The organism is Rhizobium etli CFN 42 (genome assembly GCF_000092045.1).
GTDB classification, from domain to species: domain Bacteria; phylum Pseudomonadota; class Alphaproteobacteria; order Rhizobiales; family Rhizobiaceae; genus Rhizobium; species Rhizobium etli.
This window is the reverse complement of record NC_007766.1, coordinates 428533-453055: the sequence shown is the minus strand read 5'-3', so window position 1 is coordinate 453055 and position 24523 is coordinate 428533. Positions and strand designations below refer to the sequence as shown.

Genomic DNA, 24523 nt, shown 5'->3' with positions numbered 1-24523 from the left:
CGAGCGCCGCGGGGCCTCGCAACCGTCGTGGCGTCGAGAAAATTGTGTTTTCTATGAATACTGATTGTGTACGCAAAGTACACAATTGTTGACTCCTGCCGAAAGGCCTGTCATCTTCCCCGTCGTGGAGCAACGAAGGGCCGGAGATCGAGATGGCGAAGACACCCAAGAGCAATCTCTACGAAGATCTGAAACGCCAGATTCTGACGATGGAACTGGACCCGGACGCCGATCTGGACGAGGCCAGTTTGAGCGAAAGGTACGGGCTTTCCCGAACGCCAGTGCGGGACATATTCCGCCGTCTTGCCGGAGAGGGTTACATCGATATCCGCGAGAACAGGGGCGCGCGGGTGATTCCGATGAATCATTCCACGCTTCGCAATTTTTTTCTCGTTGCGCCGATGATCTATGCGGCGGTCGGGCGTCTCGCCGTGCAGAACTTCAAGCCCGCACAGCTTGTCGAGCTGAAGCAGACACAGGAGCGGTTTCGCACCGCCAGTCAGAACACCGACGCTCTGGCGATGGTGCTGGAGAACAACCGCTTTCACGAAATCTTCGGCGAGATGTCGGGCAACGTCTACATGCAGCCGAGCCTCGGCCGATTGCTCATCGACCACGCGCGCATCGGTCACACGTTTTTCCGGCCGAAAAACGAGGATATGAGGCGGCGGCTTCAGCTGGCCGTCGACCATCATGACGGCTTTATCGCAGCGCTCGACGCTCACGACGAGGATGCCGTCGTCGATCTCGTTTTTGAACACTGGGAATTGTCCCGCGAGAACATGGAGATGTTCATCGCACCGCAAGGCCTTAAGGCGGACGCCTTCGTCGGCGGTCCAGCCACGCACATATTGGAGAAGTCATCGTGAAGTTTGAGGGGATCTACACGCCGGCGGTAACGCCGCTCGATCGAAATGGTCAGATCGACCGGGCCGGTTTCGCCGCTGTGCTGGAGTCGCTGATCGAGGCGGGCGTCCACGGCATTATCGTCGGCGGCTCGACGGGTGAATATTACGCCCAGAGCAGCCAGGAGCGTTTCGAACTCGCGGCCCATGCCAAAGAGGTCATCGGCACGCGGCTGCCGCTTATCATCGGCACCGGCGCCACGCGCACCGAGGATTCGGTCGAATATGCGAAGGCTGCAAAGGAAATCGGCGCGGATGCGATCCTGGTTTCGTCGCCGCCCTATGCACTGCCGACCGAACGCGAGAATGCAGTCCATACCCTGACTGTCGATCGCGCCGCCAACCTGCCGATCATGCTTTACAACTATCCGGCCCGCATGGGTGTGGTGATGGGCGAGGAGTATTTCTCCCGCGTCGGCAAGTCGAAGAACGTCGTCGCCATCAAGGAAAGCTCCGGCGACATGGGTAATCTGCATCTGCTCGCCCGGAAGTTTCCGCATATTTCGCTGTCCTGCGGCTGGGACGACCAGGCGCTCGAATTCTTCGCCTGGGGTGCGAAGAGTTGGGTTTGCGCCGGCTCCAACTTCCTGCCGCGCGAGCATGTTGCCCTCTATGAAGCCTGCGTCGTCGAGAAGAATTTCGACAAGGGCCGGGCGATCATGAGCGCCATGCTGCCGCTGATGGATTTCCTGGAATGCGGCAAGTTCGTCCAGTCGATCAAGCACGGATGCGAGATCATCGGCCTCAAGGCCGGCCCCGTGCGGGCGCCGCTGCGCGGACTGAACTCCGAAGAGAAAAGAACCCTTGAGACCGTCGTTGCCTCGCTGAAGCGCACGGTCGGCCAGATCACGTCGGGAGCCAACCATGCATGAACCTTTGACCGCAGCCGAATACAAGGCGATTGCCGCCGGTCTTCAACTTCCGACGAATGCCTTCATCGATGGCGCATTCCGTCCGGCAAATTCCGGCAAGACCTTCACCTCGACCAATCCCGCCACTGGGGAAGTCCTGGCCGAAATCGCAGCCTGCGATTCCAGCGACGTCGATTTCGCCGTCGAGAAGGCGAGGCAGGCATTCGAAGACGGGCGCTGGCGGCTCCGCTCGCCGGGCGAGCGCAAGGAAGTGCTGCTGAAGCTTGCCAAGCTCCTGGAGCGCAACCGGCATGAACTCGCCGTCATGGAGAGCCTCGACAGCGGCAAGCCGATCCGCGAATGCCAGACCGTCGACGTTCCCGATACCATTCATACGCTGCGCTGGCATGCAGAGCTGATCGACAAGCTCTACGACAACACCGCGCCTGTCGGCGCCAACGCGCTGACGATCATCGCGCGCGAGCCGATCGGCGTCGTCGGCTGCGTGCTGCCGTGGAATTTCCCGCTGCTGATGCTGGCCTGGAAGATCGGCCCGGCGCTTGCCGCCGGCTGCTCGGTCATCGTCAAGCCGGCGCAGGAAACGACCTTCACCACGCTGCGCGTTGCCGAGCTCGCCCTTGAGGCAGGCATTCCGGCCGGCGTCTTCAACGTCGTCACCGGTTCCGGCCGCGAGGTCGGCGAGCCGATCGGCCTGCACATGGATGTCGATATGGTCGCCTTCACCGGCTCGACGCCGACCGGCCGCCGCTTCCTGCGCTATGCGGCGGACTCGAACCTGAAGAAGGTCGTGCTCGAATGCGGCGGCAAGAACCCCGCCGTCGTTCTCGACGATGCCGAGGACCTCGATCTCGTCGCCGAGCAGGTCGTCAACGGCGCCTTCTGGAACATGGGCGAGAACTGCTCGGCCACGTCGCGCCTCATCGTCCATGCCAAGGTCAAGGACGAGCTGATGAAGCGCATCGGCGCCTATATGCGCGAATGGAAGACGGGCGATCCGCTCGATCCGGAAAACCGCATCGGTGCGCTCGTCAGCAAGTCGCATTTCGAGAAGGTGAAATCCTTCCTCGACGATGCCAAGACGGAGAAGCTCTCCGTCACTCAGGGCGGCGAAACCTATAATGGCATCTTCATCGAGCCGACCTTGGTCGAGGGCGTGACGCCGGCGAGCCGCCTGTTCCAGGAAGAGATCTTCGGGCCTATCCTGTCGGTCACGACGTTCAACACGCTCGCCGAGGCGACCGCTCTGGCCAACGACACCAATTACGGCCTGACGGCATCCGTCTATACCGGCAGCCTGCGCAATGCGATCCGGCTGACCCGCGACATCCGCGCCGGCCTGGTCACCGTCAACTGCTTCGGCGAAGGCGACGCCACCACGCCGTTCGGCGGCTACAAGGAGTCCGGCTTCGGCGGCCGCGACAAGTCGGTCTTCGCTCACGACAACTATTGCGAACTCAAGACCATCTGGATCGACATATCCGAACGGTCGGTCGACGAGACGATCCGATGAGCCGCCATGTGATCAAGCACCTGCCGACCGACACCGGCGTTTCGGGATGGGAGGCGACCAGCGAACGCACCTTTCCCGCATCGGCGCTTGAGCACGACATTACCGCCGACTGGCTGATCATCGGCGGCGGATTTGCCGGCCTGTCGGCAGCCCGCCGCCTCTCGCAATCGCGACCCAAGGACAAGATCGTCATCCTGGATGCGCGTGAGCTCGCCAAGGGGCCGGCCGGAAGGAATTCCGGCTTCATGATCGACGTGCCGCATAATCTGTCATCGGGCGAGTATTCGGTCGCCGACGAAGCGGCGACCAAGGACGAGATTCGCCAGAACCGTCTGGCGATCTCCTTTGCGGCCGATGCTGCAGCGGAATATGGCCTGTCGCGCGAGACCTTCGATCCGGCGGGCAAGGTGAATGCCGCGGCCTCCGAGCGGGGGATGGGGCTCAACGACAATTACCGGAAGTCGCTCGAAAAGATCGGCGAGGACCATCGCGTTCTCGATGCCGCTCAGATGCTAGACATGACCGGCTCGCGCTACTATCTCGGCGGTCTCTATACGCCGGGCGCGGTGATGATCCAGCCGGCCGACTATATTCGCGGCCTGGCGCGCGGGATCTCCTCCAAGGTGATCATCCACGAGCACTCGCCGGTCCTGGAGCTTGCCCCTGAGGGCCGGACCTGGAAGGCAAAGACGGCCCGCGGGTCGGTTTCCGCGCCCAAGGTCATTCTGGGGGTAAACGGCCATATTCAGAGTTTCGGCCACTTCCGGGGCCGGCTGATGCATATCTTCACCTATGCGTCGATGACCTCGGCCTTTTCCCAGAACGAGTTCGGCGGCGACGTCAGCGGCGTCGATCGCTGGGCGCTGCTGCCGGCCGATCCGATGGGCGCCACGGTGCGCAAGATCACCAAGGACGGGCTTTCGAGGATCGTCGTCCGGACGCGGTTCACCTACGACCCGAGCCTCAAAGTGTCGGAGAAGCGGGTCGCCGGCATCGCCGCCGAACAGCGGCGGTCGTTCGATGCCCGTTTCCCCGCGCTGGAGCGCGTTCCGATGGAATACAGCTGGGCGGGTGAACTCTGCCTCAGCCGAAACCATGTGCCGGCGTTCGGCGAGGTCGAGGAAGGACTTTTCTCCGCCTGCTGCGAAAACGGTCTGGGCACCGTCAAGAGCACGCTTGCCGGGATGATGGCGGCCGATCTTGCGACAGGAGCGGCCAGCCCGGAGCTCGACAAATTCAAGAACCAGCCGGCACCGACGCGATTGCCTCCCGAGCCCATAGCATGGCTCGGCGTCAACTCGGTGATCCGCTTTCAGGAATTGCGTGCGGGCCGCGAGGGATGAACCCTCGGCTCACGCAATAGGAAGACTGCCGCCCGCAGGCTTCAATGAGAATGGGAACGAAAACCAGGAGTAACAACAATGAAGACTTTGTGGAAGGCTCTCTGCGCCGCTGCGGTGATCGGGATGAGCATCCTGCCTGCCCGTGCGGAGGAAAAGACGATCACTCTCGGCACGATGTCGTGGGAAGACCTGACGCCGATCACCGGCATCACCAAGAAGGTTCTGGAAGACGCCGGCTATACCGTGAAGGTCACCGAATTTTCCGAATGGGGCATTGCCTATGCCGCTCTCGCGAAGGGCGATATCCAGGCTCTGACCTCGCAGACCGATTACGTCGCTCAGGACTATTGGGACAAGAACAAGAACCGCCTCGAGAAGATTTCTCCGGTTTCGCATGGTCTTTATCAGGGCGTGGCCGTTCCGAAATATGTCCCGATCGACTCGCTCGAACAGCTCAATGAAAACGCCGACAAGTTCGGCGGCAAGATCATCGGCATCGAACCGGGCGCCGGCCTGATGCGCGACACGTCGAATGCAGTCAAGGAATATGGCCTCAAGCTCCAGCTCGTCGAAGGCAGCACGGCGGCGATGACGGCGGCGCTGAAGTCTGCTTACGACCGCCAGGAATGGATTGCGGTCACGATCTGGGAGCCGTCGTGGATGGTCCAGAAGTACGAGGTCAAGTATCTCAAGGATCCGAAGGGCGTCTTCCCGCCGCCGCAGAGCTACTACTGGATCGGCCATAAGGGCTTCTCCGAAGAGTACCCGCATGCGCGCGAAGTCATGGCTAGCGTCTACGTGCCGATCGCCGACATCACCACCATCAACGGTGAAGTCAAGGACGGCAAGACGATGGACCAGGCCGTGCAGGACTGGATCGGCGCCCATGCCGACCTGATCAAGCGCTGGGAAAACATCAAGAAGAAGTAAATGTCGCGTGGCCGTCCGAACTCTCGGGCGGCCACCCTAAAATCTAAGAAAGAAGCCAGCGCCACTGGCTCAAAGGGGATCGCTATGAAAACCGCCAATATCGATGCCAATGATGTCCTGATCGACTGCCAATCCCTCTGGAAGGTCTTCGGGGGCAAGTCCGCTGCGGCGATGAAGTCGATCAAGGAGCGCGGCCTCGGCAAGACAGAGGTTCTGAAGGAATTCAACTGCGTCGTTGGCGTCTCCGATGCGAGCATCCGGGTGCGGCGCGGCGAAATCTTCTGCATCATGGGACTGTCGGGAAGCGGAAAGTCGACGCTCATCCGCCTTCTCAACAAGCTGATCACGCCGAGCTCAGGCAAGGTCATGGTCAAGGGGCGCGATCTCGCCAGCTTGTCGCCGGTCGATCTGAGACAAATGCGCGCCAAGAATATCGGCATGGTGTTTCAAAGCGTGGCTTTGTTGCCGCACCGGACGGTTCTGGAAAATGCGGCCTTCGGCCTCGAAGTTCAGGGTATAGCCAAGCCGGAGCGCAACAAGACCGCCGCTGCCGCGCTCGAGAAGGTCGGCCTCGCCGACTGGCTGAGCCGGTATCCCAGCGAGCTTTCCGGAGGCATGCAGCAACGCGTCGGACTTGCACGCGCGCTCGCTTCCGACCCCGAGATCATTCTCATGGACGAGCCGTTCAGTGCGCTCGACCCGCTGATCCGCCGCCAGCTTCAGGACGAGTTCCGCCAACTGACCAAGGCGCTTGGCAAGTCCGCCGTTTTCATCACCCACGATCTCGACGAGGCGATCCGCATCGGCGACCGCATTGCGATCATGAAGGACGGCGTCATCATTCAGACCGGTACGGCCGAGGAGATTATCCTCAACCCGGCCGATGCCTATGTCGCCGAATTCGTCGCCGGCATATCCCGTCTGCATCTGATCAAGGCGCATTCCGTCATGCTCGGAGTCGCCGAATTCCAGCGGAATGCGCCGAATTCCGAAATCGCTTCGCTGGCGCGGACGACGCCGGACGCCGATATCGACGAGCTCATCTCCTTGACGATGCAGTCGGACCGCGACGCCATCGCCGTCGTCGACAAGGATCAGGTCGTCGGCGTCGTCACGCCGCGCAGCCTGCTGATGGGCGTCAAGGGAACTTCCGCCCACGATCTAACGGCGGCGTGATCCCCAACCGGAGCTGATCGACATGGATACTTCAGTCTTAACCGATCTGTTCGACGAATGGACGGACTCCGCGCTCGAATGGGTGAGCGACAACGGCGAGTTCCTCTTCGACTATATCAGGCAGGTGCTCGAGGGCCTCTATGACGGGATCCTCTGGCTCCTTGAGCTTCCGCCGTTCTACGTGATCGCGATCATCGTGGCGCTGATCGGCTGGCGGCTGGTCAATGTCTGGTTCGCGGCGCTCAGCGGCGTCGCGCTGGCGCTCTGCTTTTCGATGGGACTCTGGCCGGAGACGATGAGCACCCTGGCGCTGGTCCTGACAGCCACGGTGATCGCCTTGGCGATCGGCATCCCGATCGGCATTGCGGCGGGCTTCTTCACCGCTCTTGACCGCTTCATGGAGCCGGGTCTCGATCTCATCCAGACGCTTCCGCCATACATCTACCTGCTGCCGGCGATCGCCCTTCTCGGCTACGGACCGGCGACGGCGTTGATCGCGACCGTGATCGTCGCCGTGCCGCCGGCGGTCCGCCTGACCTCGCTCGGTATCCGCATGACCCCCAAGGAGTTCATCGAACTTGGCGAGGCGCTCGGGATGACTCCGGGAAAGATGTTCTTCAAGATCCGCCTTCCCTTTGCCCTGCCCAGCATGATGGCGGGCATTAACCAAAGCCTGATGATGGCCTTCGGCATGGTCGTCATCGCCGGCATCGTCGGTTCGGGCGGGCTCGGAGAGACGATCTACGGCGCGATCAGGACGCTCGATATCGCGACTTCTATCAATGCGGCGATCGCCATCGTGGTATTGACCATGGTGATTGACCGAATAACGCAGAGCGCCGCTCGCTTGGGAACGGGGAGGAAGTCATGAATCTTTCGGACTTGCAGTTTTCGCCCGGCGCTTTCCTGGCCCCATCAGTCGATTGGCTCAACACCAACCTTCATCCGCTGTTTGCGGCCATCAGCTATGTGGTCGAAACGGTGCTGTCCGCCATCGAGGCCGCACTTCTCTTCGTGCCGCCTTATGCGCTGATCGCGATCGTCGTCGTGCTGGCATTCTTTGCCGTCGGCCTGCGCGCCGCCATCCTCGCCGGCCTCTGCCTCGGCTTCTGCCTGCTTGTCGGCCTGTGGACGGCGTCGATGCAGACGCTTGCTCTGGTCACCGTCGCCGTCGTGATCTCCGTTCTCATCGCCTTTCCGATCGGCGTGCTCTGCTCGCGTTACAAGGCATTGGAGGCCGCAGTTCGCCCGGTTCTCGACGTGATGCAGACCGTGCCGCCATGGGTCTATCTCATTCCGGCGGTGATGATCTTCAGCCTCGGACGCGTGCCGGCGATCATCGCCACCATCGTCTATGGCATTCCGCCGATGCTGCGTCTGACGACACTTGCCTTCAACCAGGTGCCGAAGGTGTTCATCGAGCTCGGCAGCGCCATCGGGGCCCCGCCACGCTCGATCCTGTGGAAGATCGAGATGCCGCTTGCCAAGCAGACGCTGCTGGTCGGCCTCAACCAGTGCATCCTGCTGTCGCTTGCGATGGTCGTGCTCGCCGGCCTCGTCGGTGCGGGCGGGCTCGGCGCGGAAGTGACGCGCGGCCTGACGCGCATGGAAATGGGGCTCGGCCTCAGAGCGGGTCTGGCGATCGTTGCCGTCGCCCTGCTGCTCGACCGGCTGACCCGCGGTCTGTTCGACCGCGGCCGGCTGGCGAAGGCGCGGTGAGCCGGGATATGAAAAGATGAGAAACAGCTTCTTCTGCATCGATGCCCATACCTGCGGCAACCCGGTCCGTCTCGTCGCCGGAGGCGGCCCGCTGCTTCCACATCTGCCGATGGGCGAGCGCCGGGAAATCTTTGTCCGCGACCATGACTGGGTCCGCAAGGCGCTGATGTTCGAGCCGAGGGGGCATGACATTATGTCGGGCTCGATCATCTATCCGCCCTATCGGGAAGATTGTGATTTCGCCGTTCTTTTCATCGAGGTGAGTGGCTGCCTGCCGATGTGCGGCGCAGGCACGATCGGCACCGTCACCGCCGCGATCGAAGAGGGCCTGGTCAAGCCCCGTGAAGCCGGAAGGGTCGCCATCGAAACCCCGGCCGGCAGGGTCGACGTCACCTATGAGGAGAAGGGCGGCTATGTCGATTCCGTTCGCCTCCACAATGTGGCGAGCTATCTGCACGAGGCGGATGTCGAAGTCGATGTGCCTGAGATGGGCCGGCTGCGTGTCGATATCTCCTATGGCGGCAACTATTATGCAGTCGTCGAGCCGCAGGAGAATTGGAGCGGGCTCGACGGCATGAGCGCCTCCGACATCGTCGCCTGCAGCCAGCGGCTCAGGCATGCGCTTGCCGATATCTGCAATCCTGTTCATCCCGACGATGCCAGGATATCGGGCGTGCATCACGCGATCTGGTGCGATCGTCCCGTCAACGACGTGTCTGACGGGCGCTGCGCGGTCTTCTACGGCGAGAAGGCGATAGATCGCTCGCCGGGCGGCACCGGCACATCGGCGCGCATGGCGCAGTTGCATGGAAAGGGACGGCTTACCGTCGGGTCGAGCTACCGTCATGAAAGCCTAATCGGAACCATCTTCCAGGGCCGTGTAGAGGCCGAGGCAAACATCGGGTCTTATCGCGGCATCCTCCCGAGCATTGGAGGCTGGGCGCGGGTCATCGGCCACAACGCCATTTTTGTTGACGACCGCGATCCCCTGGCGCACGGTTTTCAGATCAGATGAGCGCATTCAGGAATGGTGATGAGATGAATATGCGACCTGGGCAGCATCGGCAGGCAGACGGCGCCGCAAAACCCGCCGCCCGGCTCAAGGTTGGCTTCGTTCTGTCGCGGTCGTTCACGCTATCCGCCTTTGCGCTATTCGTGGATACGCTGCGGCTAGCCAGCGACGAGCAGGACCGTTCCGGAAGAGTGCTTGCCGACTGGCAGGTGATCGGCAGCACGCGGCACCTGATCACTTCGAGCTGCGGCGTCCAGGTCGCTCCGACGTCGGACTTCGTCGATCCCACACGTTTCGATTATATCGCCGTCGTCGGCGGCCTGCTGAGCGTGGAGAACCCCGTCGATCAGCAGACCATCACCTTCCTCAAGCAGGCGGATGCCAAGAAAGTGCCGCTGATCGGCGTGTGCACCGGTACGTTCATCCTTGCCGCCGCGGGCCTGATGAAGCGGCATGAATCCTGTGTGAGCTGGCTGCATTACAAGGAATTTCGCGAGCGCTTCCCCGATCTCAGTGTTCGCTCCGACCGGCTCTTCAATCTGGATCGCCAGCGCGGATCCTGCGCGGGCGGCAGCAGCAGCGCCGATATGGCGGCTCTGCTGGTAAGGAAATACATCAGCCGCGATGCCGAACGAAACGCGCTTGAAGTGCTGCAGATCGAGAAAGCTCGCGCTCCGGCCGACATTCAGCCCCGGCGTCCGCTCTACGACGATTATGACGACGCACGCGTCAAGGCGGCGATGATCACGATGGAGCAGTTCGTCGATGGCAGCATGCCGATCGAGAAGCTTGCCGCCATGGTCGGACTATCCAGGCGGCAGCTGGAGAGGATCTTCATCGAGAAGACGGGAATGTCTCCCGCCAAGGCCTATAACCGCGTCCGCATGGAGCGGGCAAAATCGATCCTGGCGCAGTCGAAGGCGCCTCTGATCGAGATCGCGCTCGATGTCGGCTTCGAAAACGCCTCGCAATTCACGAGGACGTTCAAGCGCACATTCGGGCAGACGCCCTCGCAGCATCGCGCGGCAGCTGCGAGAGCGCACTGAAGCGGTTTCGCGCCGACGTCTCAGACCTCTCCCAGAAAGAGCCGCTCAGCTCGACGGACTCATTTTCGTCTCGTAGCATCCGGGTGATCCCCCGGTGATTGATGCGGTGTCGCTCAGCGTTCGATGACGAGATCGCTGAGCGGCTTCGAGCAGCAAGGCAGGAAGAAGCCGGCGTCGATTTCCCGCTGGCGGATGCCGCCATTGTGGTTCATGTCGACCGTGCCTGATGTGAGCTTCGACTTGCAGGTGCCGCAGACGCCGTTGGCGCAGGAGGACGGAATCCTGACGCCCGACTTCTTCGCGCAGGAGAGCACGCTCTGATCGCCTGTTACCTCGATGCTGCGGGCCTGTTTGGAGAAGGTGACCCGAAAGACCTTGGCGGCGGCTTCCTGGATCGCGGGGATCTCCGGTTCGTCGATGACGGCGGCGTCGAAGCTTTCCTCGAGATAATGCGCGGCGGGAACGCCGAGTTTGGCGGCAATGCCGCGCGCTGCCGCCATGAAGGGGGCGGGGCCGCAGCACATCACCGTGCGGTCTGCGATATCGGGAACCGCCAGCCTGAAATAATCCGCCGAAATGCGGCCGGTAAGGCCGGACCAGGAGGGCTCGCCCGCAACCGTTTCCGGCAGGAAATGCAGCCGCAGCCCTTTCAGCCTGCGGGCGATGCAGGCGAGTTCGTCGCGGAAGATCAGATCGAGCGGGGTACGCGCCGCATGCATGAAGACGACGTCGGCCGGCGCGCAGCTGTCGGCGAGTTCACGCAGAATGGACATGACGGGCGTGATGCCGGAGCCGCCGGAGAGCAGCAGAAGCTTCGGCTTTACCGCCTCGGACCGGACGAAATGGCCGAGCGGGCCGTTCGCCTTGACCGATGCCCCCGGCACCAGCGTCTCGTGAAGCCAGTTGGAGATCTTGCCGCCGGGAACGCGCTTCACCGTCACCGAGAAGGCGTTCGTGCGGTGCGGCGAAGAGGAGATGCTGTAGCACCGGCTCTCGGGCTCGCCGTTGTGCTCGAGGTCGAACAGGAAATACTGGCCGGCCTTGAAGGCGAAACGCTTGCCGTCACGAGAGGCGAAGGTGAAGGTCTTGACGTCATGGGTCTCCTGCTGCACGTCGAGGCAGACGAGTGTATCGTCTTCCTCGGGATTCCAGACGTCGTGACGGGTTGCCTTTGCGAGCGGCGCTTGCGGGTTCCTAGTATCCATGAGCGCGCATCCGGTCGATGTACCAGGTGGCGAACTTGTCGAGGTTCGTCTCGGAGAAGCGGGAATAGGGGCCTGGCTGATAAGCCGGATCGAGAGCGCCGGCATGAGAACGGGCGACGAGGTCGGCGTCCTGGTCGGTTGTCGCGATCCAGACATCCGTTAGCTTGTCGAGATCGTAATCGACACCTTCGACGGCGTCCTTGTGGACCAGCCACTTGGTGCGGACCAGCGTCTTGCCGGCCGAGAGCGGGATAACAATCGCGACGACCGCGTGGTCGCCCATGAAATGGTTCCAGCTGTTGTGACCCCAGAGATGCGTGTCGCCGAGATCTTTGCGGGTCATTTCCCCGAGGAGCTTGGAGGATGCTGCAGTGGCGTCGTGGGTCTGGGATTCGCCGGCGCCTGCGATGATCAGCCGTTGCGTGCGGAAGTTCGTGGCGCAGTCGGTGAGCTGTTCGATCGCGGCGGATGGGAAACCGTCGGATTCCCATGCCTGGGTGCGCGCCTCGTACAGCCGGAAATGCTCCTCCGCCTGTTCGCGATCATCAGGGCTCAGCGTCTCCGGGTCGAAGCCGAAGTCAAGGTCGACGAAGGAGACGCAGAGCTCGGGATGGTTGGCGGAGCAGTGATAGCACTCGCGATTGTTCTCCATCGTCAGCTTCCAGTTGCCGTCTTCGATGACGTCGGTCTGGTGGGCGATCTTGGCGTTACGAATGTCGTAGGGCGCGAGGCGCTCGACCATAGCCTGTTCGAGGCCGGCAATGTCCTCGGGCGGATTGTCGGACAGGCAGACATAGATCAGGCCGCCGATCGATTTGAAAGTAACGGGCTTCAGGCCGTGACAGTCCTTGTCGAAATCCTTGCCCATGTGCGGCGCATAGCTGAGCTCGCCCGTCAGCTCATAGGTCCAGGTGTGATAGGGACAGACGAGCTTCGAAACGATCGTCTTGCCCGGGCTGAGAAGACGGGAGCCGCGGTGGCGGCAGACATTGTGCAGCGCGCGGATTTCGCCGTCGTCGTCGCGCAGCAGGATCAGGCTCGTTTTGCCGATGTCGACGACCGTGGCGTCGCCGGGCTCCGGAACATCGCAGTCGAGGCCGACGCAGATCCAGTGCTTGTGGAAGAAGACATCGATATCCGCTTCGAACACGTCTTCTCTAATGTAGAGGCCGGCCGGCAGCGAATGGCCTTCCGCGCGGGAGTCCAGAAGCGCCGAAATGGAAGAAGGAAGCCTGTCTAGCATGAGAACCTCTTATGTGAGAGTTTCCCCAGATTGCTCTTGCAGCGCCGGGCTTTCAACGGCATAAAAAATTAGCCTCGCATAAGTTTTTATCATGCGAATAGGAGTCTCGTGATGCAATTTCGAAGACGGCTTCCATCGCTGACGGCGCTGGTGACGCTGGAAGCGGTGCTGCGCAGGAAAAGTTTCACCACGGCGGCGAGCGAACTCGGCGTCACCCAGGCGGCCGTCAGCCGGCAGATCGCCGCTTTGGAGGAGGAGCTCGGCCAGCCGCTCTTCCTGCGTAAACACCGGGCGATCAAGCCAACGGCGGCCTGCGTCAGCCTCGGCGCGACGCTGGCGAAGAGCTTTGCCGATATCGCCGAGAGCGTGGAGGCGATCCAGTCGCGCAGCCAGGATGTGGTGACGATCGGCGCAACCGTCGCCTTCTCTTCCTTCTGGCTGCTGCCGCGGCTCGCCGAATTCCGCCGGGCCAATCCCGGCATTCTGGTGCGGGTGATATCCCAGGATAACCCGATCACTCTTGATGACGGGGAGATCGACGTGGCGATCCGATACGGCCTGCCGCCCTTCAGCGATGGAACGGTCATTGCCTCGCGCGGCGACGTCGTCTGCCCTGTCTGCTCTCCCGACCACCTCAGGCGCCGGGGAAATGGCCCTCTCAGTTCCACCGACGAATTCATCGAAACGGAGGTGATCGATCGTTCCTGGTATGGCTGGGGGCAATGGGTGTCGCTGACCGGCGGCAATATCGAGGTCAAACCGTCGCTTCGCTTCAACCATTACACCGAAAGCATCGCGGCGGCGCGCGCGGGACAGGGGATTGCCTTGGGATGGCGCATGCTGATCGGCACGTTCCTGGAGGACGGAACGCTGGTGTCGGCTTCAGGAATCGAGCTTGCCGCCGAAGGCCGCTACAACGTGATCGTGCCGATCAAGGCCAAGCGCAGCCATGCGGGCGATCTCGCCGCCGCCTGGCTGACAGCCTCGCTGCACGGCTGATCAGAGGCCGAGGCCGGGTGTCGCCGTTCGATGAACGCCCTTCGGAACGAAAGCGAATTGATCCGCCAGCCCGAGGAAATCAGCCGCCAGGTGCACGACCGACAGCCACATTTCCGTTCCCTGCAGGCTCGGTTCGCCGCCGTCAGCGAACGGGAAACCTTCGCCATCCCGCCATCGGTCCGGCGCCCGCGAGATCAGGCTGCGGGCGATCGCCTCGCCATCGGCCCGCCTGTAATCGGTCTGCCGGGCGATCAGCAGCAGCGGATGGATCGTGTCGAGCAGGTTGCAGGCATTGTATTGCCCGCCGACGAAACCGTTGTGATTGCGATAATTCAGATGAACCGCTTCGAGCGCGGCGTGCGGGTGCGGAAGCGGCATGCCGAACTGAGCATAGGTGCCGCGCGTCAGGCGGTAAAAGCCGTTCACCGGCTGGAGCCACCCCTCCAGCGCCGTCGGCTCGCCCCAGAGGCCGGAGACGCTGTCGGCATTGCGGCTCAGCCACTCGAAGAGCGCCTGCCTCGGCCCCCTGATGCCGAAATGCCTGGCATTAAAATACATAGCGGTTCCGATCGTATCGACGACGCTGCCGGCGTGCCATGCCCGGCTCGACCAGGGAAGGGCGCTCAGCCATTGCTCCAGCTCCGGGGCATCGATCTGAACCGCCTGGATCGGTTGCTGTGGCCCGGAGCCGAGCAGCTCGAGCGCATAGCCGACCGAAAGCACATTATAGAGCGCCTTCGGATCCACCCTCAGAGCCCGGCCCTCTACACGCGAATGCGCCTCCGGAAAGAGGCCGGTCTCCCGATCCTGAAGACCCTGGAGACGCTCGAGAGTCTGCGCCGGATCGAGCCCGGGCGGCGGATGACCGAAGCCGGCCGCAATCTCGATGGCATCGCAGAGGTGCCGGATCGACGGCCGCCTGACGCCGTCCGCTTCCAGCGATTCATAGCCCTCAGATGTCTTCCAGTGCGCAAGAATATCGGGCCATTGCTCTTTCGCCTTCTGCCCGAGCCTGGCCAATTGATCTTCGATGTCTCTTACGGCGGATTTCCTGGCCGGCGCGCCGCGATTGCGCAGCACCTTTGCCGGTACGCCACCGGCAATCGCCAGCGAGGGAATGTCTTGCGTGACCACCGCTCCGGCGGCGATCACGGCGCCGTTGCCGATCGTAACGCCATCAAGGATCACGCAATTGGCGCCGATCCAGACATCGTCGCCGATGATGATGCCGATGCTGACGACGCCCTGACGATGGATGGGCCGATCGGGATCGTCGAAGCCATGATTGAAGCCGACGATCGAGGCATGGGAGGCAATCCTGACCCCATTGCCGCAGGTCACCTTGCCGGAAACGCAGGCATAGGGATTGATCGAGCAATGCTCGCCGAGGATGACGTCACCTCGTACGAGCGCATGCCCTGCAATCCAGGACCATTCGCCCATCGTCAGGCTCTCGGTAAAGATCGCAGCATTTTCCGCGATATAGGACGTCTCGGCCAATTCGGCGCCGCATGACCGCCGAAGCTCCGCCTTGCGGGCAAGGTGAGCGGGATGATCGAGATCCGCCGCGACACGCTCCCAGGAGAGATATTGCAGCCGACGCGCCTCGCGCTGTTCATCTGCCGATAAGGGGACGCTATTGGCTTGGTCCATCTTGATCCTCGCACGCAGCTTCAATCGCCGAATATCGGCTTAGCAGGACTGTCGGCGGCCGTCTTCCTTCATGAAAGGCCCGATCCGAATTTGTCCCAGCCTTCCTTGATCGTCTCCATCGCCACATTCGTCGAGGTGTTGGCAACATGGGGCAGCGTCGAGATGCGCTCGCCCAGCACGCGGCGGTAGCGGCCGATGTCGCGGGTGCGGATCTTCAGGAGATAGTCGAACCGGCCGGCGATCATGTGGCACTCCTCAACTTCCCTGATCTTCTTAATGGCGTCGTTGAAGCTTTTCAGCGCCGCCTCACGGGTATCGGAGAGCTTCACTTCGACGAAGGCGATGTGGTCGAGCTGCATTTTCGCCGGATTGAGGACGGCCTTGAAGCCTTCGATATAGCCGTCGCTGATCAGCCGCTTGAAGCGGATCTGGCACGGCGTCTTCGAAAGCCCGACCCGTGCCGCCAGATCGGTGATCGACAGCCTGCCGTCCTCGGCCAGCGCCGCAAGGATCTTTCTGTCGAACTGGTCTAATTCACTAAAGACGTCGGGTTCTGTGGCCATTTGAACTATCTTTGATCATTTCATAAGTTCATACAGCTTGGAAACCGCTAAAATCAAGTGGGATCGCGATTTGTGGCTGTGGTAGATTATGCGTCGGCAATGGGAGGAGGGCGGGAGCCTGGCGCATTGCGGGGATCGGCAGCGGCGCAGCACCAAAAGTGGGATCACGGATGCACGAGAAAGCAGATGACGATCGGAAACCCGACTTGCTCGTTCACTACCGGCCGGTGGCGATAAGAGCGGTCGCGGCGGCTACCCTCAAGCGCGACAAGCCGGATGCGCGCCCGCTTCGCGACACGGAATATTCCGGGCCCCCTTTTATGGATGATGCGCTCTGGGACGACGAGCCCGGTGTTCCATCTATCCGTTAGACGCAACATTTACTGATCAGGGAATCCTATGTTGAACGCAGCGATCGACCCCACATCCTCCAATGATCCCGCCGGCGGCGCACCGTTCGCCGCATTCGCGCCACCGGTCCGACCGCAATCGGAACTTCGCCGGGCGATCACGGCCGCCTATCGCCGCCCGGAAACCGAATGCCTGCCGCCGCTCGTCGCGGCCGCGCGCGTTTCCGAGGCGAAGCGCTATGACATTCGCAGCACGGCCCGCACGCTGATCGAGGCGCTGCGCGCCAAGCACAAGGGCACCGGCGTCGAAGGGCTGGTGCAGGAATATTCGCTTTCCAGCCAAGAAGGGGTGGCGCTCATGTGCCTTGCCGAAGCGCTGCTGCGTATTCCCGATACGGATACCCGCGACGCGCTGATCCGCGACAAGATTGCCGAGGGCAACTGGACCTCACATATCGGCGGCGGCAAATCCATGTTCGTCAATGCCGCCACCTGGGGCCTCGTCGTCACCGGCAAGCTAACCTCGACGGTCAACGATCGCAGCCTTTCGGCGGCGCTTACGCGGCTGATCGCGCGCGCCGGCGAGCCGGTCATCCGCCGCGGCGTCGATATGGCGATGCGCATGATGGGCGAGCAGTTCGTCACAGGCGAAACGATCGAGGAGGCGCTGAAGCGCGCTCGTCCGCTGGAAGCCCGAGGGTTCCGCTATTCCTACGACATGCTGGGCGAGGCGGCGACGACCGCAGCAGACGCCGAGCGTTATTTCAAGGATTATGAAAAGGCGATTCATGCCATCGGCAAGGCCTCGAACGGACGCGGCATCTATGACGGTCCTGGCATTTCGATCAAGCTTTCGGCACTTCATCCCCGGTACAGCAGATCGCAGGCCGGCCGGGTGATGGGAGAATTGCTGCCCAAGGTCAAGGCGCTCGCCGTTCTCGCCAAGGGTTATGATATCGGCCTCAACATCGACGCCGAGGAGGCCGATCGGCTGGAGCTTTCGCTCGATCTGCTGGAGGAGCTCTGCTTCGCGCCGGAGCTGGCAGGGTGGAACGGGCTCGGCTTTGTCGTGCAGGCCTATGGCAAGCGCTGCCCCTTCGTGCTCGATTACATCATTGATCTCGCCCGCCGGTCGGGACGCCGGATGATGGTACGTCTCGTCAAGGGCGCCTATTGGGATGCGGAGATCAAGCGCGCCCAGCTCGATGGCCTCGACGACTATCCCGTCTATACCCGCAAGATCTACACCGACGTCGCCTACATCGCCTGTGCACGCAAGCTGCTTGCCGCCGCCGATGCGGTCTTCCCGCAATTCGCGACCCACAATGCGCAGACGCTCGCCACGATCTATCATCTGGCGGGGCCTGATTTCGGGGTCGGCAAATACGAGTTCCAGTGCCTGCACGGCATGGGCGAACCGCTCTATGACGAGGTTGTCGGCAAGGAGAAGCTCGACCGGCCCTGCCGCATCTATGCGCCCGTCGGGACGCATGAGACTCTGCTTGCCTATCTTGTCCGCCGCCTGCTCGAAAACGGCGCCAACTCCTCCTTCGTGCATCGCATTTCCGATCCGAATGTTTCGGTCGAGGCGCTGATCGCCGATCCGGCCGAGACCGTCGCGGCCATGCCCGTCGTCGGCGCCCCGCATGTGCAGATTGCCGCGCCCAAGGCGCTTTACGGCAGCGCCCGCGCCAATTCGAGCGGGCTCGATCTCTCGAGCGAAGCCACGCTTTCGGATCTGGCGCAGACGCTCGCATCCACGGCTGCGACGCCCTGGCATGCGCTGCCGATTCTCGCCGACGGCTCCACCGACGGCGTGACGCGCGAGGTCCTCAATCCCGCCGATCACCGCGACGTCGTCGGCACCGTGACCGAGCTGAAGGTCGAGGAGGCCGCCCGCGTCGTTGCGATGGCAGCCGAATATGCGCCGCAATGGGCGGCCGTGCCGCCGGCAGAGCGCGCCGCATGTCTCGATCGGGCCGCCGACATCATGCAGGCCCGCATCAAGGTGCTGATGGGCATCATCATGCGTGAGGCCGGCAAATCCGCGGCCAACGCTGTCGGCGAAGTGCGCGAAGCGGTCGACTTCCTGCGCTATTACGCCGATCAGGCGCGCAAGACCCTCGGACCGTCGCATCTGCCGCTCGGCCCGATCGTCTGCATCAGCCCGTGGAATTTCCCGCTGGCGATCTTCACCGGCCAGGTTGCAGCAGCACTCGTCGCCGGCAATCCCGTGCTGGCGAAGCCCGCCGGTGTCACGCCGATCATCGCCTCGGAGAGCGTCAAGATCCTCCACGAGGCCGGCGTGCCGGTCGGAGCCCTCCAATTCGTGCCCGGCAGCGGCCGCCTCGGCGCCGGCATGGTTGGGGCGCAACAAACGGCCGGCGTCATGTTTACCGGCTCGACCGAAGTTGCCCGCATGATCCAGGCGCAGCTCGCCGAGCGCCTGTCGGCAACCGGCAAGCCGATCCCGCTGATCGCCGAAACCGGCGGCCAGAACGGCATGATCGTCGACTCCTCGGCTTTGGCCGAACAGGTTGTGGCCGACGTCGTAACATCGGCTTTCGACAGCGCCGGCCAGCGCTGCTCGGCGCTGCGTGTTCTCTGCCTGCAGGACGACGTCGCCGACAGGACGCTCGCCATGCTGAAAGGCGCCTTCCGTGAGTTGACCATCGGCCGCACTGATCGCCTAAGCATCGACGTCGGGCCAGTCATCAACGACGGCGCGAAGGCGGAGATCGACCAGCATATCGAAGCGATGCGCGGCGCCGGCCGAAAGGTAGAACAGCTGCCGCTGCCGGAAAGCGCAGCAAAAGGCACCTTCGTTCCGCCGACAATCATCGAGATCAAGTCCCTCTCGGACCTGACGAAGGAGGTCTTCGGGCCGGTGCTGCATGTCGTCCGCTTCAAGAGAAACGGCCTCGATCGGCTGATCGACGACATCAACGCATCGGGCTACGGCCTCACGTTCGGGCTTCACACGCGGCTCGACGAGACGATCGCGCATGTGACGAGTCGCATCAAGGCCGGCAACCTCTACGTCAATCGCAACATCATCGGCGCGGTTGTCGGCGTGCAGCCTTTCGGCGGCCGCGGCCTGTCCGGAACGGGGCCGAAGGCCGGCGGTCCGCTCTACATCGGCCGCCTGGTGCAGCGCGCCCCCGTGCCGCCGCAACAGGATTCCGTTCATACCGACCTCGCCCTTCGCGATTACATCGTCTGGCTCGACAAGAAGGGTCTGACAGACGAGGGGGAAGCTGCGCGCGGATATGCAAGCCGCTCGGCGCTCGGTCTCGAGCGCGAGCTTACCGGGCCCGTCGGCGAGCGCAATCTCTATGCGCTTCATCCGCGCGGCCGAATTCTCCTCGTGCCGCAGACGGAGACGGGGCTTTATCGTCAGATCGCCGCAGCCCTGGCGACGGGCAACCATCTCGCGGTGGACGCCGGTCCCCTGTCGAAATCGGTGCTGGCTGGTTTGCCGGCGGCCGTCGCAAGCCGCCTTTCCTGGACATCGGACTGGGAGAAGGACGGGCCATTCTCCGGCGCGCTGGTCGAAGGTGATCGTGACAGGGTCCTTGCCGTCAATAAGAAGATCGCCGCGCTACCCGGTCCGCTTCTGCTTGTCCAGGCTGCGACAACCGAGGAGCTTACGAGCGATCCCGAGGCCTATTGCCTCAACTGGCTGCTGGAGGAGGTCTCAACCTCGATCAACACCGCGGCCGCCGGGGGCAACGCAAGCCTTATGGCGATCGGCTGAGTGACGGGACGAGGGCGCTGAAAATGGGCTCTCGTTGTGCGCCTTGATCTTCGGCAGGTGATAGGCCGATAGGATGAGTTTGCCCAAGTCTGAAAAAAAACGGCGGTCTTTCGTGAACAGCATAACCGCCGGTATTCTTCCTGGCAGCTCGACCGCATCGGTCTCTCATGGGGTGCAACTTCGTCTGGGTCGAAATCGGCAGGTTGCATGGTGGTCATGCCGCGGCGTGCCATCCATCGCGGATATGGCGATAGCCTTCACGGTAGACTGATTGCGGTGTCTCGAAAAAGTCGCGCCAGACCCTTGTCGCGGCGGCAAGCTCCTTGAGCGCCCGACCAAAGGATTCGATCGTCAGCCATCCGTCGTAGCCACTCGCGCGCAGTGCCCTGAAGGTTTCCGCCCATGGAATATTGCCACGGCCTGGTACGCCACGGTCGTTCTCCGAAATGTGGACATGCACGATGCGGTCACGGTTTCGCGTGAAGGCGCCGATGGGATCGGATTCTTCGATGTTGCTGTGAAATGTATCATACATGGCGCGGATATTCGGATGTCCGATCGCGTCGATATGGGCCGCAAGGTCATCCATCGTGTTGAACAGGTAACATTCGAAGCGGTTGAGCGCCTCGAGTCCGATGGTGACGCCGCGCCTTGCTGCATGATCGCCGATCGCCAGTTGCGAGGAAACTGAGCGCTTGAGTTCCGCCGCGCTCGGCCCGCTTCCCGAAAATTTTCCCAGCGTCGAGTGTAGCGGCCCGCTCAGCATTGTCGCGCCGAGCGCATCGCTGCAGTCGATTGCCCATTTCACGTAGTCGATACCGCGTCTGCGGGTTGCTGCGTCGGAGGCGATCAGATTCATCGCGGGGTCGCCAATGGCGGAAACGGCGGTCCGTTCCAGGCCGATCCGGTCGAGCAAGGACCCGAGCCGCCGGTAGTCGTCGGGTGTGCCCGAAAAGACTGGAATTTCGACGCCATCAAACCCGGTCTCCTTGATGTCGCGTAGCAGTGCCTCGTGTTTTCGGCCGACGCTTGTCGTCCAGAGGAACATGCACATGCCGATCTTCATTTTTTCCTCCCCTCGGCCTTGCGGCCAATACCCGGCAATCTCAGCGGCTTTCCCTAATCTGGTCATACCAAATGTACAATCATGGTCAAGCCAGTTGATCCGCCGTGCTGAACGTCGGATTCCCACATATCCGTGAAAATGAAGCGAAAAACGTCCCGCCGCTTGGAAAACTAAGCCATTCCGGCTCGTCTTGCAGAGGCTCTGGAATTAGGTTAGATCTTTCAGACAACAAAAAGTGGCCAAACCAGATTGCCAGGTAAACAAGCTGGTCAGGATAAGGGGATGTTTCGACGCCCAGTGGTTGTCGAGCGTGGCCGCAACAGTCTAGGAGGACCCCATGCATCTTTCGACACACAACTGGATGCGGGCCGAACCGCTCGCCGTCACGCTGAAGCGCATCAAGAAATACGGCTACGAGAGCATCGAGATTTCGGGCGAGCCGGCTCAGTACGACGTCAAGGAGACGCGTGCGCTGCTGAAGGAGCACGGCATCCGCTGCTGGGGCGCCGTTACACTGACCCTCGGCGAGCGAAATCTTGCTGCCAGGGATGAAGGCCAGCGCGCCAGGTCAGTGGACTATGTCAAGAGCGTCATCACCATGGTCAGCGAACTCGAGGGCGAGATCCTCACGCTCGTGCCGGCGACGGTCGGCAAGGTCGTGCCGGATGGGACCGAGGAGGAAGAGTGGAGATGGGTGGTGGACGCCACCAGGGAGTGTTTTGCCCACGCTCAGAAGAGGGGCGTGCGCATTGCCGTCGAGCCGCTCAACCGTTTCGAGACCTATTTCTTCAACCGTGCCGCCCAGGCGCTGGCGCTCGCCGATGCCGTTAACCCCGAATGCGGGGTCTGCCTGGATGCGTTCCACCTGAACATCGAGGAGGAAGACATGTATGAGGCGATCCGGCTTGCCGGTAAGCGCCTGTTCGATTTTCACATCGCCGATAACAATCGTTTCGCCGCTGGCCTCGGCCACCTCGACTGGCCGAAGATCATCGGCACGCTGAAGGAGGTCGGTTACGACGGTGCCGTCACCAACGAATTCGTCGCTCCGGTTGACCGAACGCCAGCCACCAAATATCCGGACATGGTCGAGCGCAACCCCGTCGACATCCCCCCGGAGCAGCTGAAATTTATCCAGGACCACGGCTCGAGCCTCCTCACTGAGAAATTCTACGACGATCAGATGCGGATTACCGCCGAGACGATCCTGCCGCTAATTAAGTAACGAACTGAAGACATGTGCCCGCGGGCAGCGGCCCGCGGGCCGTGAGGAGGGGGATCCGGGACGTGCGTATCAAGACCGTCGAGGCCTGGTGGGTCAAGATTCCCATCGAGGCGAGCCTTCAGCACCGCAGCGACTTCGGCCGCCTCACGACTTTTGATGCTGCGATTCTGCGTATCGAAACGAACGACGGCATCGTGGGTTGGGGAGAGGGTAAGAATGCCGCAGGCAGTGCCGGCACCTACGGCACGCTGGTACACATGATCAATCACGAGGTAGGGCCAAAGCTCATCGGCCGCGATCCTGGCGACATCTCCACCATATGGGAGATGCTCTATAACGGCGTACGCCACGAGACGGCGGCGAGTTCGGGCCATGCCATGCCCGAGATCGCGCGGCGCGGCCTTTCCGTTGCGGCGATCAGCGCGGTCGACATCGCACTCTGGGACATTCTCGGCAAGTCGCTCGGCGTCCCGGTCTGGAAGCTGCTGGGTGGCCGCAAGGCCGACAGGTTGCCAGCCTATGCCTCGGGCGGTTGGGAGAGTGCGGAGAAGATCGGCGAGCAACTCCGGTCGTATATCGCGGTCGGCGGTTTCAAGTCAGTCAAGATGCGGGTCGGCGCGATGGATCGTGCGCCGCATGTTTCGGCGGCGCGCGTGCGGGCGGCTCGCAAAGCTGTCGGCCCCGACGTCGACCTGATGGTCGATGCGCACGGCACCTATACTGTTGCCGAAGCGAAGCGGTTCATCCAGATGGTTGCCGATTGCGACCTCGCCTGGTTCGAGGAGCCGGTGATAGCCGATGACAAGCCTGGCTTGGCGGAGGTGCGCGCTGCCGGGAATGTGCCGATCGCTGCCGGCGAGAGCGAGGCGACGCGTTTTGCCTTCCGAGATCTTGCCATGCTTCGGGCCGCCGACATATTCCAGCCCGATCCGGCCTTCTGTGGCGGCATTACGGAGGCGATGCGCATCAGTTCGCTCGCTAGCGCCTTCAACCTCCGTTTCGCACCGCATCTTTGGGCCGGTGCGCCCTGCTTCTTCTCCGGCCTGCACTTGTGCGCGGCCTCCCCGGCAAGCTTCGTCATCGAATACTCACTCGGCGCAAATCCGATGATCCATGATCTTGTCGAGGACCCTGTGTCTGTAAAGGACGGTATGATAGAGATCCCGGACAGACCTGGCCTGGGCTTCACGATCAATCAGCGGGTCCTGGAGACTCATGCGCAAAGACACTGACAATGAAAGAAAACTCCCTCCTCTCCGATCTTGCGGCACATCTTTTCTCAAACTTGAGCGGCAACGGCCGCACGCCATCGGAGCGCGAACTTGCGGAGCACTTCAGCGTCAGCCGCGGTCAGATTCGCGAGGCGCTTGCCATTCTGGAGGCGATGCGCATCGTCGAGCGCCGAGCCAAGTCGGGCATCTACCTGACGACGACGGAAGCGAGCGTGGAGGCAATGGCGCTTTTTGCCCGCGCCGGCGTTCCGCTTGATCCCATCCTGATCTACGAGACCGTGGAGCTTCGCAAGATCCATGAGATCAAGGCGGCAGAACTCGCCTGCGATCGGGCGACGGAGGAGAATTACAAGCGCTTGCGCGATATCCTCGCAGCATCCGAGGCGAAGCTTGCCGCGGGCGAGGGGCTGGCGCGCGAGGACCGGGATTTTCATTTGGAGATCGTCCGCGCCACCAAGAATAGTGTCTTTTATCGGGTGTGCAGCGTCTACTACGTGATGGGCGAGCACCGGCTGCCGATCTATTTTGCCGATGCTGCCCGCAGCCGGCGCTCGCATGAGGAGCATATCCGCATCTACGAGGCGCTGCTTGCCCGAGACGGCAATCTCGCCCAGGCGCTGATGAGCGCGCATCTTCAAGGTGCGCAAAGCTATTGGAAGGGTCTCATCGGCGGTCCGGCGGCGGCAGCTCGATAGGGAGTAACCGGCGGGGAGGGCC

21 protein-coding genes are annotated in these 24523 nt (G+C 62.3%); 16 read left to right on the top strand and 5 right to left on the bottom strand.

Going from position 1 to position 24523, the window contains the following annotated elements:
• The first annotated feature begins 152 nt into the window (after positions 1-152).
• From RHE_RS28510 to RHE_RS28465, 10 genes are all read left to right on the top strand, one after another.
• Positions 153-869: a GntR family transcriptional regulator gene (locus RHE_RS28510; RefSeq protein ID WP_011428705.1), complete on the top strand. Its 717-nt coding sequence runs from the start codon at positions 153-155 to the stop codon at positions 867-869.
• Positions 866-1777 (top strand): dihydrodipicolinate synthase family protein, encoded by a 912-nt coding sequence (locus RHE_RS28505; protein WP_011428704.1) that lies wholly within the window; start codon positions 866-868, stop codon positions 1775-1777. Before RHE_RS28510 ends, RHE_RS28505 begins: the two co-directional genes overlap by 4 nt.
• A complete protein-coding gene (locus RHE_RS28500) occupies positions 1770-3287 on the top strand; it encodes an aldehyde dehydrogenase (protein WP_011428703.1) in 1518 nt (505 codons plus the stop codon). The genes RHE_RS28505 and RHE_RS28500 overlap by 8 nt, the downstream gene beginning before the upstream one ends.
• Positions 3284-4630, top strand: coding sequence for an NAD(P)/FAD-dependent oxidoreductase (locus tag RHE_RS28495; RefSeq protein ID WP_011428702.1), 1347 nt, complete (start codon positions 3284-3286; stop codon positions 4628-4630). The genes RHE_RS28500 and RHE_RS28495 overlap by 4 nt, the downstream gene beginning before the upstream one ends.
• 78 nt (positions 4631-4708) lie before the next feature.
• Positions 4709-5560 carry a glycine betaine ABC transporter substrate-binding protein gene (locus RHE_RS28490; RefSeq protein WP_011428701.1) on the top strand — a complete coding sequence of 284 codons (852 nt, stop codon included), beginning with the start codon at positions 4709-4711 and terminating at the stop codon, positions 5558-5560.
• Positions 5561-5644: 84 nt separating this feature from the next.
• Positions 5645-6736, top strand: coding sequence for a quaternary amine ABC transporter ATP-binding protein (locus tag RHE_RS28485; RefSeq protein ID WP_011428700.1), 1092 nt, complete (start codon positions 5645-5647; stop codon positions 6734-6736).
• Positions 6737-6758: 22 nt separating this feature from the next.
• Entirely contained in the window at positions 6759-7607 is an 849-nt protein-coding gene (locus tag RHE_RS28480) for an ABC transporter permease (RefSeq protein WP_011428699.1), read from the top strand.
• Positions 7604-8455 (top strand): ABC transporter permease, encoded by an 852-nt coding sequence (locus RHE_RS28475; protein WP_011428698.1) that lies wholly within the window; start codon positions 7604-7606, stop codon positions 8453-8455. The genes RHE_RS28480 and RHE_RS28475 overlap by 4 nt, the downstream gene beginning before the upstream one ends.
• Positions 8456-8471: 16 nt before the next feature.
• Complete coding sequence (locus RHE_RS28470) at positions 8472-9470, top strand: 4-hydroxyproline epimerase (RefSeq protein ID WP_011428697.1); 999 nt, start codon at positions 8472-8474, stop codon at positions 9468-9470.
• Positions 9471-9499: 29 nt separating this feature from the next.
• On the top strand, positions 9500-10513 hold the full coding sequence (locus RHE_RS28465; protein WP_011428696.1) for a GlxA family transcriptional regulator: 1014 nt from the start codon (positions 9500-9502) through the stop codon (positions 10511-10513).
• Between the two features lie 113 nt (positions 10514-10626).
• Here RHE_RS28465 and RHE_RS28460 read toward each other — a convergent pair whose 3' ends face one another.
• On the bottom strand, positions 10627-11718 hold the full coding sequence (locus tag RHE_RS28460; protein WP_011428695.1) for a hybrid-cluster NAD(P)-dependent oxidoreductase: 1092 nt from the start codon (positions 11716-11718) through the stop codon (positions 10627-10629).
• Complete coding sequence (locus RHE_RS28455) at positions 11708-12961, bottom strand: aromatic ring-hydroxylating oxygenase subunit alpha (protein WP_011428694.1); 1254 nt, start codon at positions 12959-12961, stop codon at positions 11708-11710. Before RHE_RS28455 ends, RHE_RS28460 begins: the two co-directional genes overlap by 11 nt.
• A 111-nt stretch (positions 12962-13072) precedes the next feature.
• Between RHE_RS28455 and RHE_RS28450 the strand changes: the two genes are divergently transcribed.
• Positions 13073-13960, top strand: coding sequence for a LysR substrate-binding domain-containing protein (locus tag RHE_RS28450; RefSeq protein WP_011428693.1), 888 nt, complete (start codon positions 13073-13075; stop codon positions 13958-13960).
• On the opposite strand, the gene RHE_RS28445 is transcribed toward RHE_RS28450, so the two are convergent.
• Positions 13961-15613, bottom strand: coding sequence for an acyltransferase (locus RHE_RS28445; protein WP_011428692.1), 1653 nt, complete (start codon positions 15611-15613; stop codon positions 13961-13963).
• Positions 15614-15681: 68 nt separating this feature from the next.
• Positions 15682-16176 carry an Lrp/AsnC family transcriptional regulator gene (locus RHE_RS28440; RefSeq protein WP_011428691.1) on the bottom strand — a complete coding sequence of 165 codons (495 nt, stop codon included), beginning with the start codon at positions 16174-16176 and terminating at the stop codon, positions 15682-15684.
• Between the two features lie 170 nt (positions 16177-16346).
• Here RHE_RS28440 and RHE_RS28435 point away from each other — a divergent pair, with 170 nt between their 5' ends.
• Both RHE_RS28435 and putA read left to right on the top strand, forming a co-directional pair.
• Complete coding sequence (locus RHE_RS28435; protein ID WP_042120009.1) at positions 16347-16547, top strand: hypothetical protein; 201 nt, start codon at positions 16347-16349, stop codon at positions 16545-16547.
• Positions 16548-16575: 28 nt separating this feature from the next.
• On the top strand, positions 16576-20283 hold the full coding sequence (putA, locus tag RHE_RS28430; RefSeq protein ID WP_011428690.1) for a trifunctional transcriptional regulator/proline dehydrogenase/L-glutamate gamma-semialdehyde dehydrogenase: 3708 nt from the start codon (positions 16576-16578) through the stop codon (positions 20281-20283).
• Positions 20284-20497: 214 nt separating this feature from the next.
• Here putA and RHE_RS28425 read toward each other — a convergent pair whose 3' ends face one another.
• Positions 20498-21349, bottom strand: a complete 852-nt coding sequence (locus tag RHE_RS28425) for a sugar phosphate isomerase/epimerase family protein (RefSeq protein ID WP_011428689.1) — start codon at positions 21347-21349, stop codon at positions 20498-20500.
• A 337-nt stretch (positions 21350-21686) separates the two neighbouring features.
• Here RHE_RS28425 and RHE_RS28420 point away from each other — a divergent pair, with 337 nt between their 5' ends.
• From RHE_RS28420 to RHE_RS28410, 3 genes are all read left to right on the top strand, one after another.
• Positions 21687-22574, top strand: a complete 888-nt coding sequence (locus RHE_RS28420; protein WP_011428688.1) for a sugar phosphate isomerase/epimerase family protein — start codon at positions 21687-21689, stop codon at positions 22572-22574.
• A 62-nt stretch (positions 22575-22636) separates the two neighbouring features.
• Positions 22637-23806, top strand: a complete 1170-nt coding sequence (locus tag RHE_RS28415; protein WP_011428687.1) for a mandelate racemase/muconate lactonizing enzyme family protein — start codon at positions 22637-22639, stop codon at positions 23804-23806.
• 2 nt (positions 23807-23808) lie between these two features.
• Complete coding sequence (locus tag RHE_RS28410) at positions 23809-24501, top strand: FadR/GntR family transcriptional regulator (RefSeq protein WP_011428686.1); 693 nt, start codon at positions 23809-23811, stop codon at positions 24499-24501.
• Positions 24502-24523 lie beyond the last annotated feature (22 nt).

Excerpts from the sequence above, each read along its gene's own strand:
- RHE_RS28510 (WP_011428705.1), top strand. The coding sequence starts at position 153 with ATGGCGAAGACACCCAAGAGCAATCTCTACGAAGATCTGAAACGCCAG.
- RHE_RS28475 (WP_011428698.1), top strand. The coding sequence starts at position 7,604 with ATGAATCTTTCGGACTTGCAGTTTTCGCCCGGCGCTTTCCTGGCCCCA.
- RHE_RS28440 (WP_011428691.1), bottom strand. The coding sequence starts at position 16,176 with ATGGCCACAGAACCCGACGTCTTTAGTGAATTAGACCAGTTCGACAGA.
- RHE_RS28485 (WP_011428700.1), top strand. The coding sequence starts at position 5,645 with ATGAAAACCGCCAATATCGATGCCAATGATGTCCTGATCGACTGCCAA.
- RHE_RS28470 (WP_011428697.1), top strand. The coding sequence starts at position 8,472 with ATGAGAAACAGCTTCTTCTGCATCGATGCCCATACCTGCGGCAACCCG.
- RHE_RS28455 (WP_011428694.1), bottom strand. The coding sequence starts at position 12,961 with ATGCTAGACAGGCTTCCTTCTTCCATTTCGGCGCTTCTGGACTCCCGC.
- RHE_RS28425 (WP_011428689.1), bottom strand. The coding sequence starts at position 21,349 with ATGAAGATCGGCATGTGCATGTTCCTCTGGACGACAAGCGTCGGCCGA.
- RHE_RS28445 (WP_011428692.1), bottom strand. The coding sequence starts at position 15,613 with ATGGACCAAGCCAATAGCGTCCCCTTATCGGCAGATGAACAGCGCGAG.
- putA (WP_011428690.1), top strand. The coding sequence starts at position 16,576 with ATGTTGAACGCAGCGATCGACCCCACATCCTCCAATGATCCCGCCGGC.
- RHE_RS28460 (WP_011428695.1), bottom strand. The coding sequence starts at position 11,718 with ATGGATACTAGGAACCCGCAAGCGCCGCTCGCAAAGGCAACCCGTCAC.
- RHE_RS28495 (WP_011428702.1), top strand. The coding sequence starts at position 3,284 with ATGAGCCGCCATGTGATCAAGCACCTGCCGACCGACACCGGCGTTTCG.
- RHE_RS28490 (WP_011428701.1), top strand. The coding sequence starts at position 4,709 with ATGAAGACTTTGTGGAAGGCTCTCTGCGCCGCTGCGGTGATCGGGATG.
- RHE_RS28435 (WP_042120009.1), top strand. The coding sequence starts at position 16,347 with ATGCACGAGAAAGCAGATGACGATCGGAAACCCGACTTGCTCGTTCAC.
- RHE_RS28450 (WP_011428693.1), top strand. The coding sequence starts at position 13,073 with ATGCAATTTCGAAGACGGCTTCCATCGCTGACGGCGCTGGTGACGCTG.
- RHE_RS28480 (WP_011428699.1), top strand. The coding sequence starts at position 6,759 with ATGGATACTTCAGTCTTAACCGATCTGTTCGACGAATGGACGGACTCC.
- RHE_RS28465 (WP_011428696.1), top strand. The coding sequence starts at position 9,500 with ATGCGACCTGGGCAGCATCGGCAGGCAGACGGCGCCGCAAAACCCGCC.
- RHE_RS28420 (WP_011428688.1), top strand. The coding sequence starts at position 21,687 with ATGCATCTTTCGACACACAACTGGATGCGGGCCGAACCGCTCGCCGTC.
- RHE_RS28500 (WP_011428703.1), top strand. The coding sequence starts at position 1,770 with ATGCATGAACCTTTGACCGCAGCCGAATACAAGGCGATTGCCGCCGGT.
- RHE_RS28410 (WP_011428686.1), top strand. The coding sequence starts at position 23,809 with ATGAAAGAAAACTCCCTCCTCTCCGATCTTGCGGCACATCTTTTCTCA.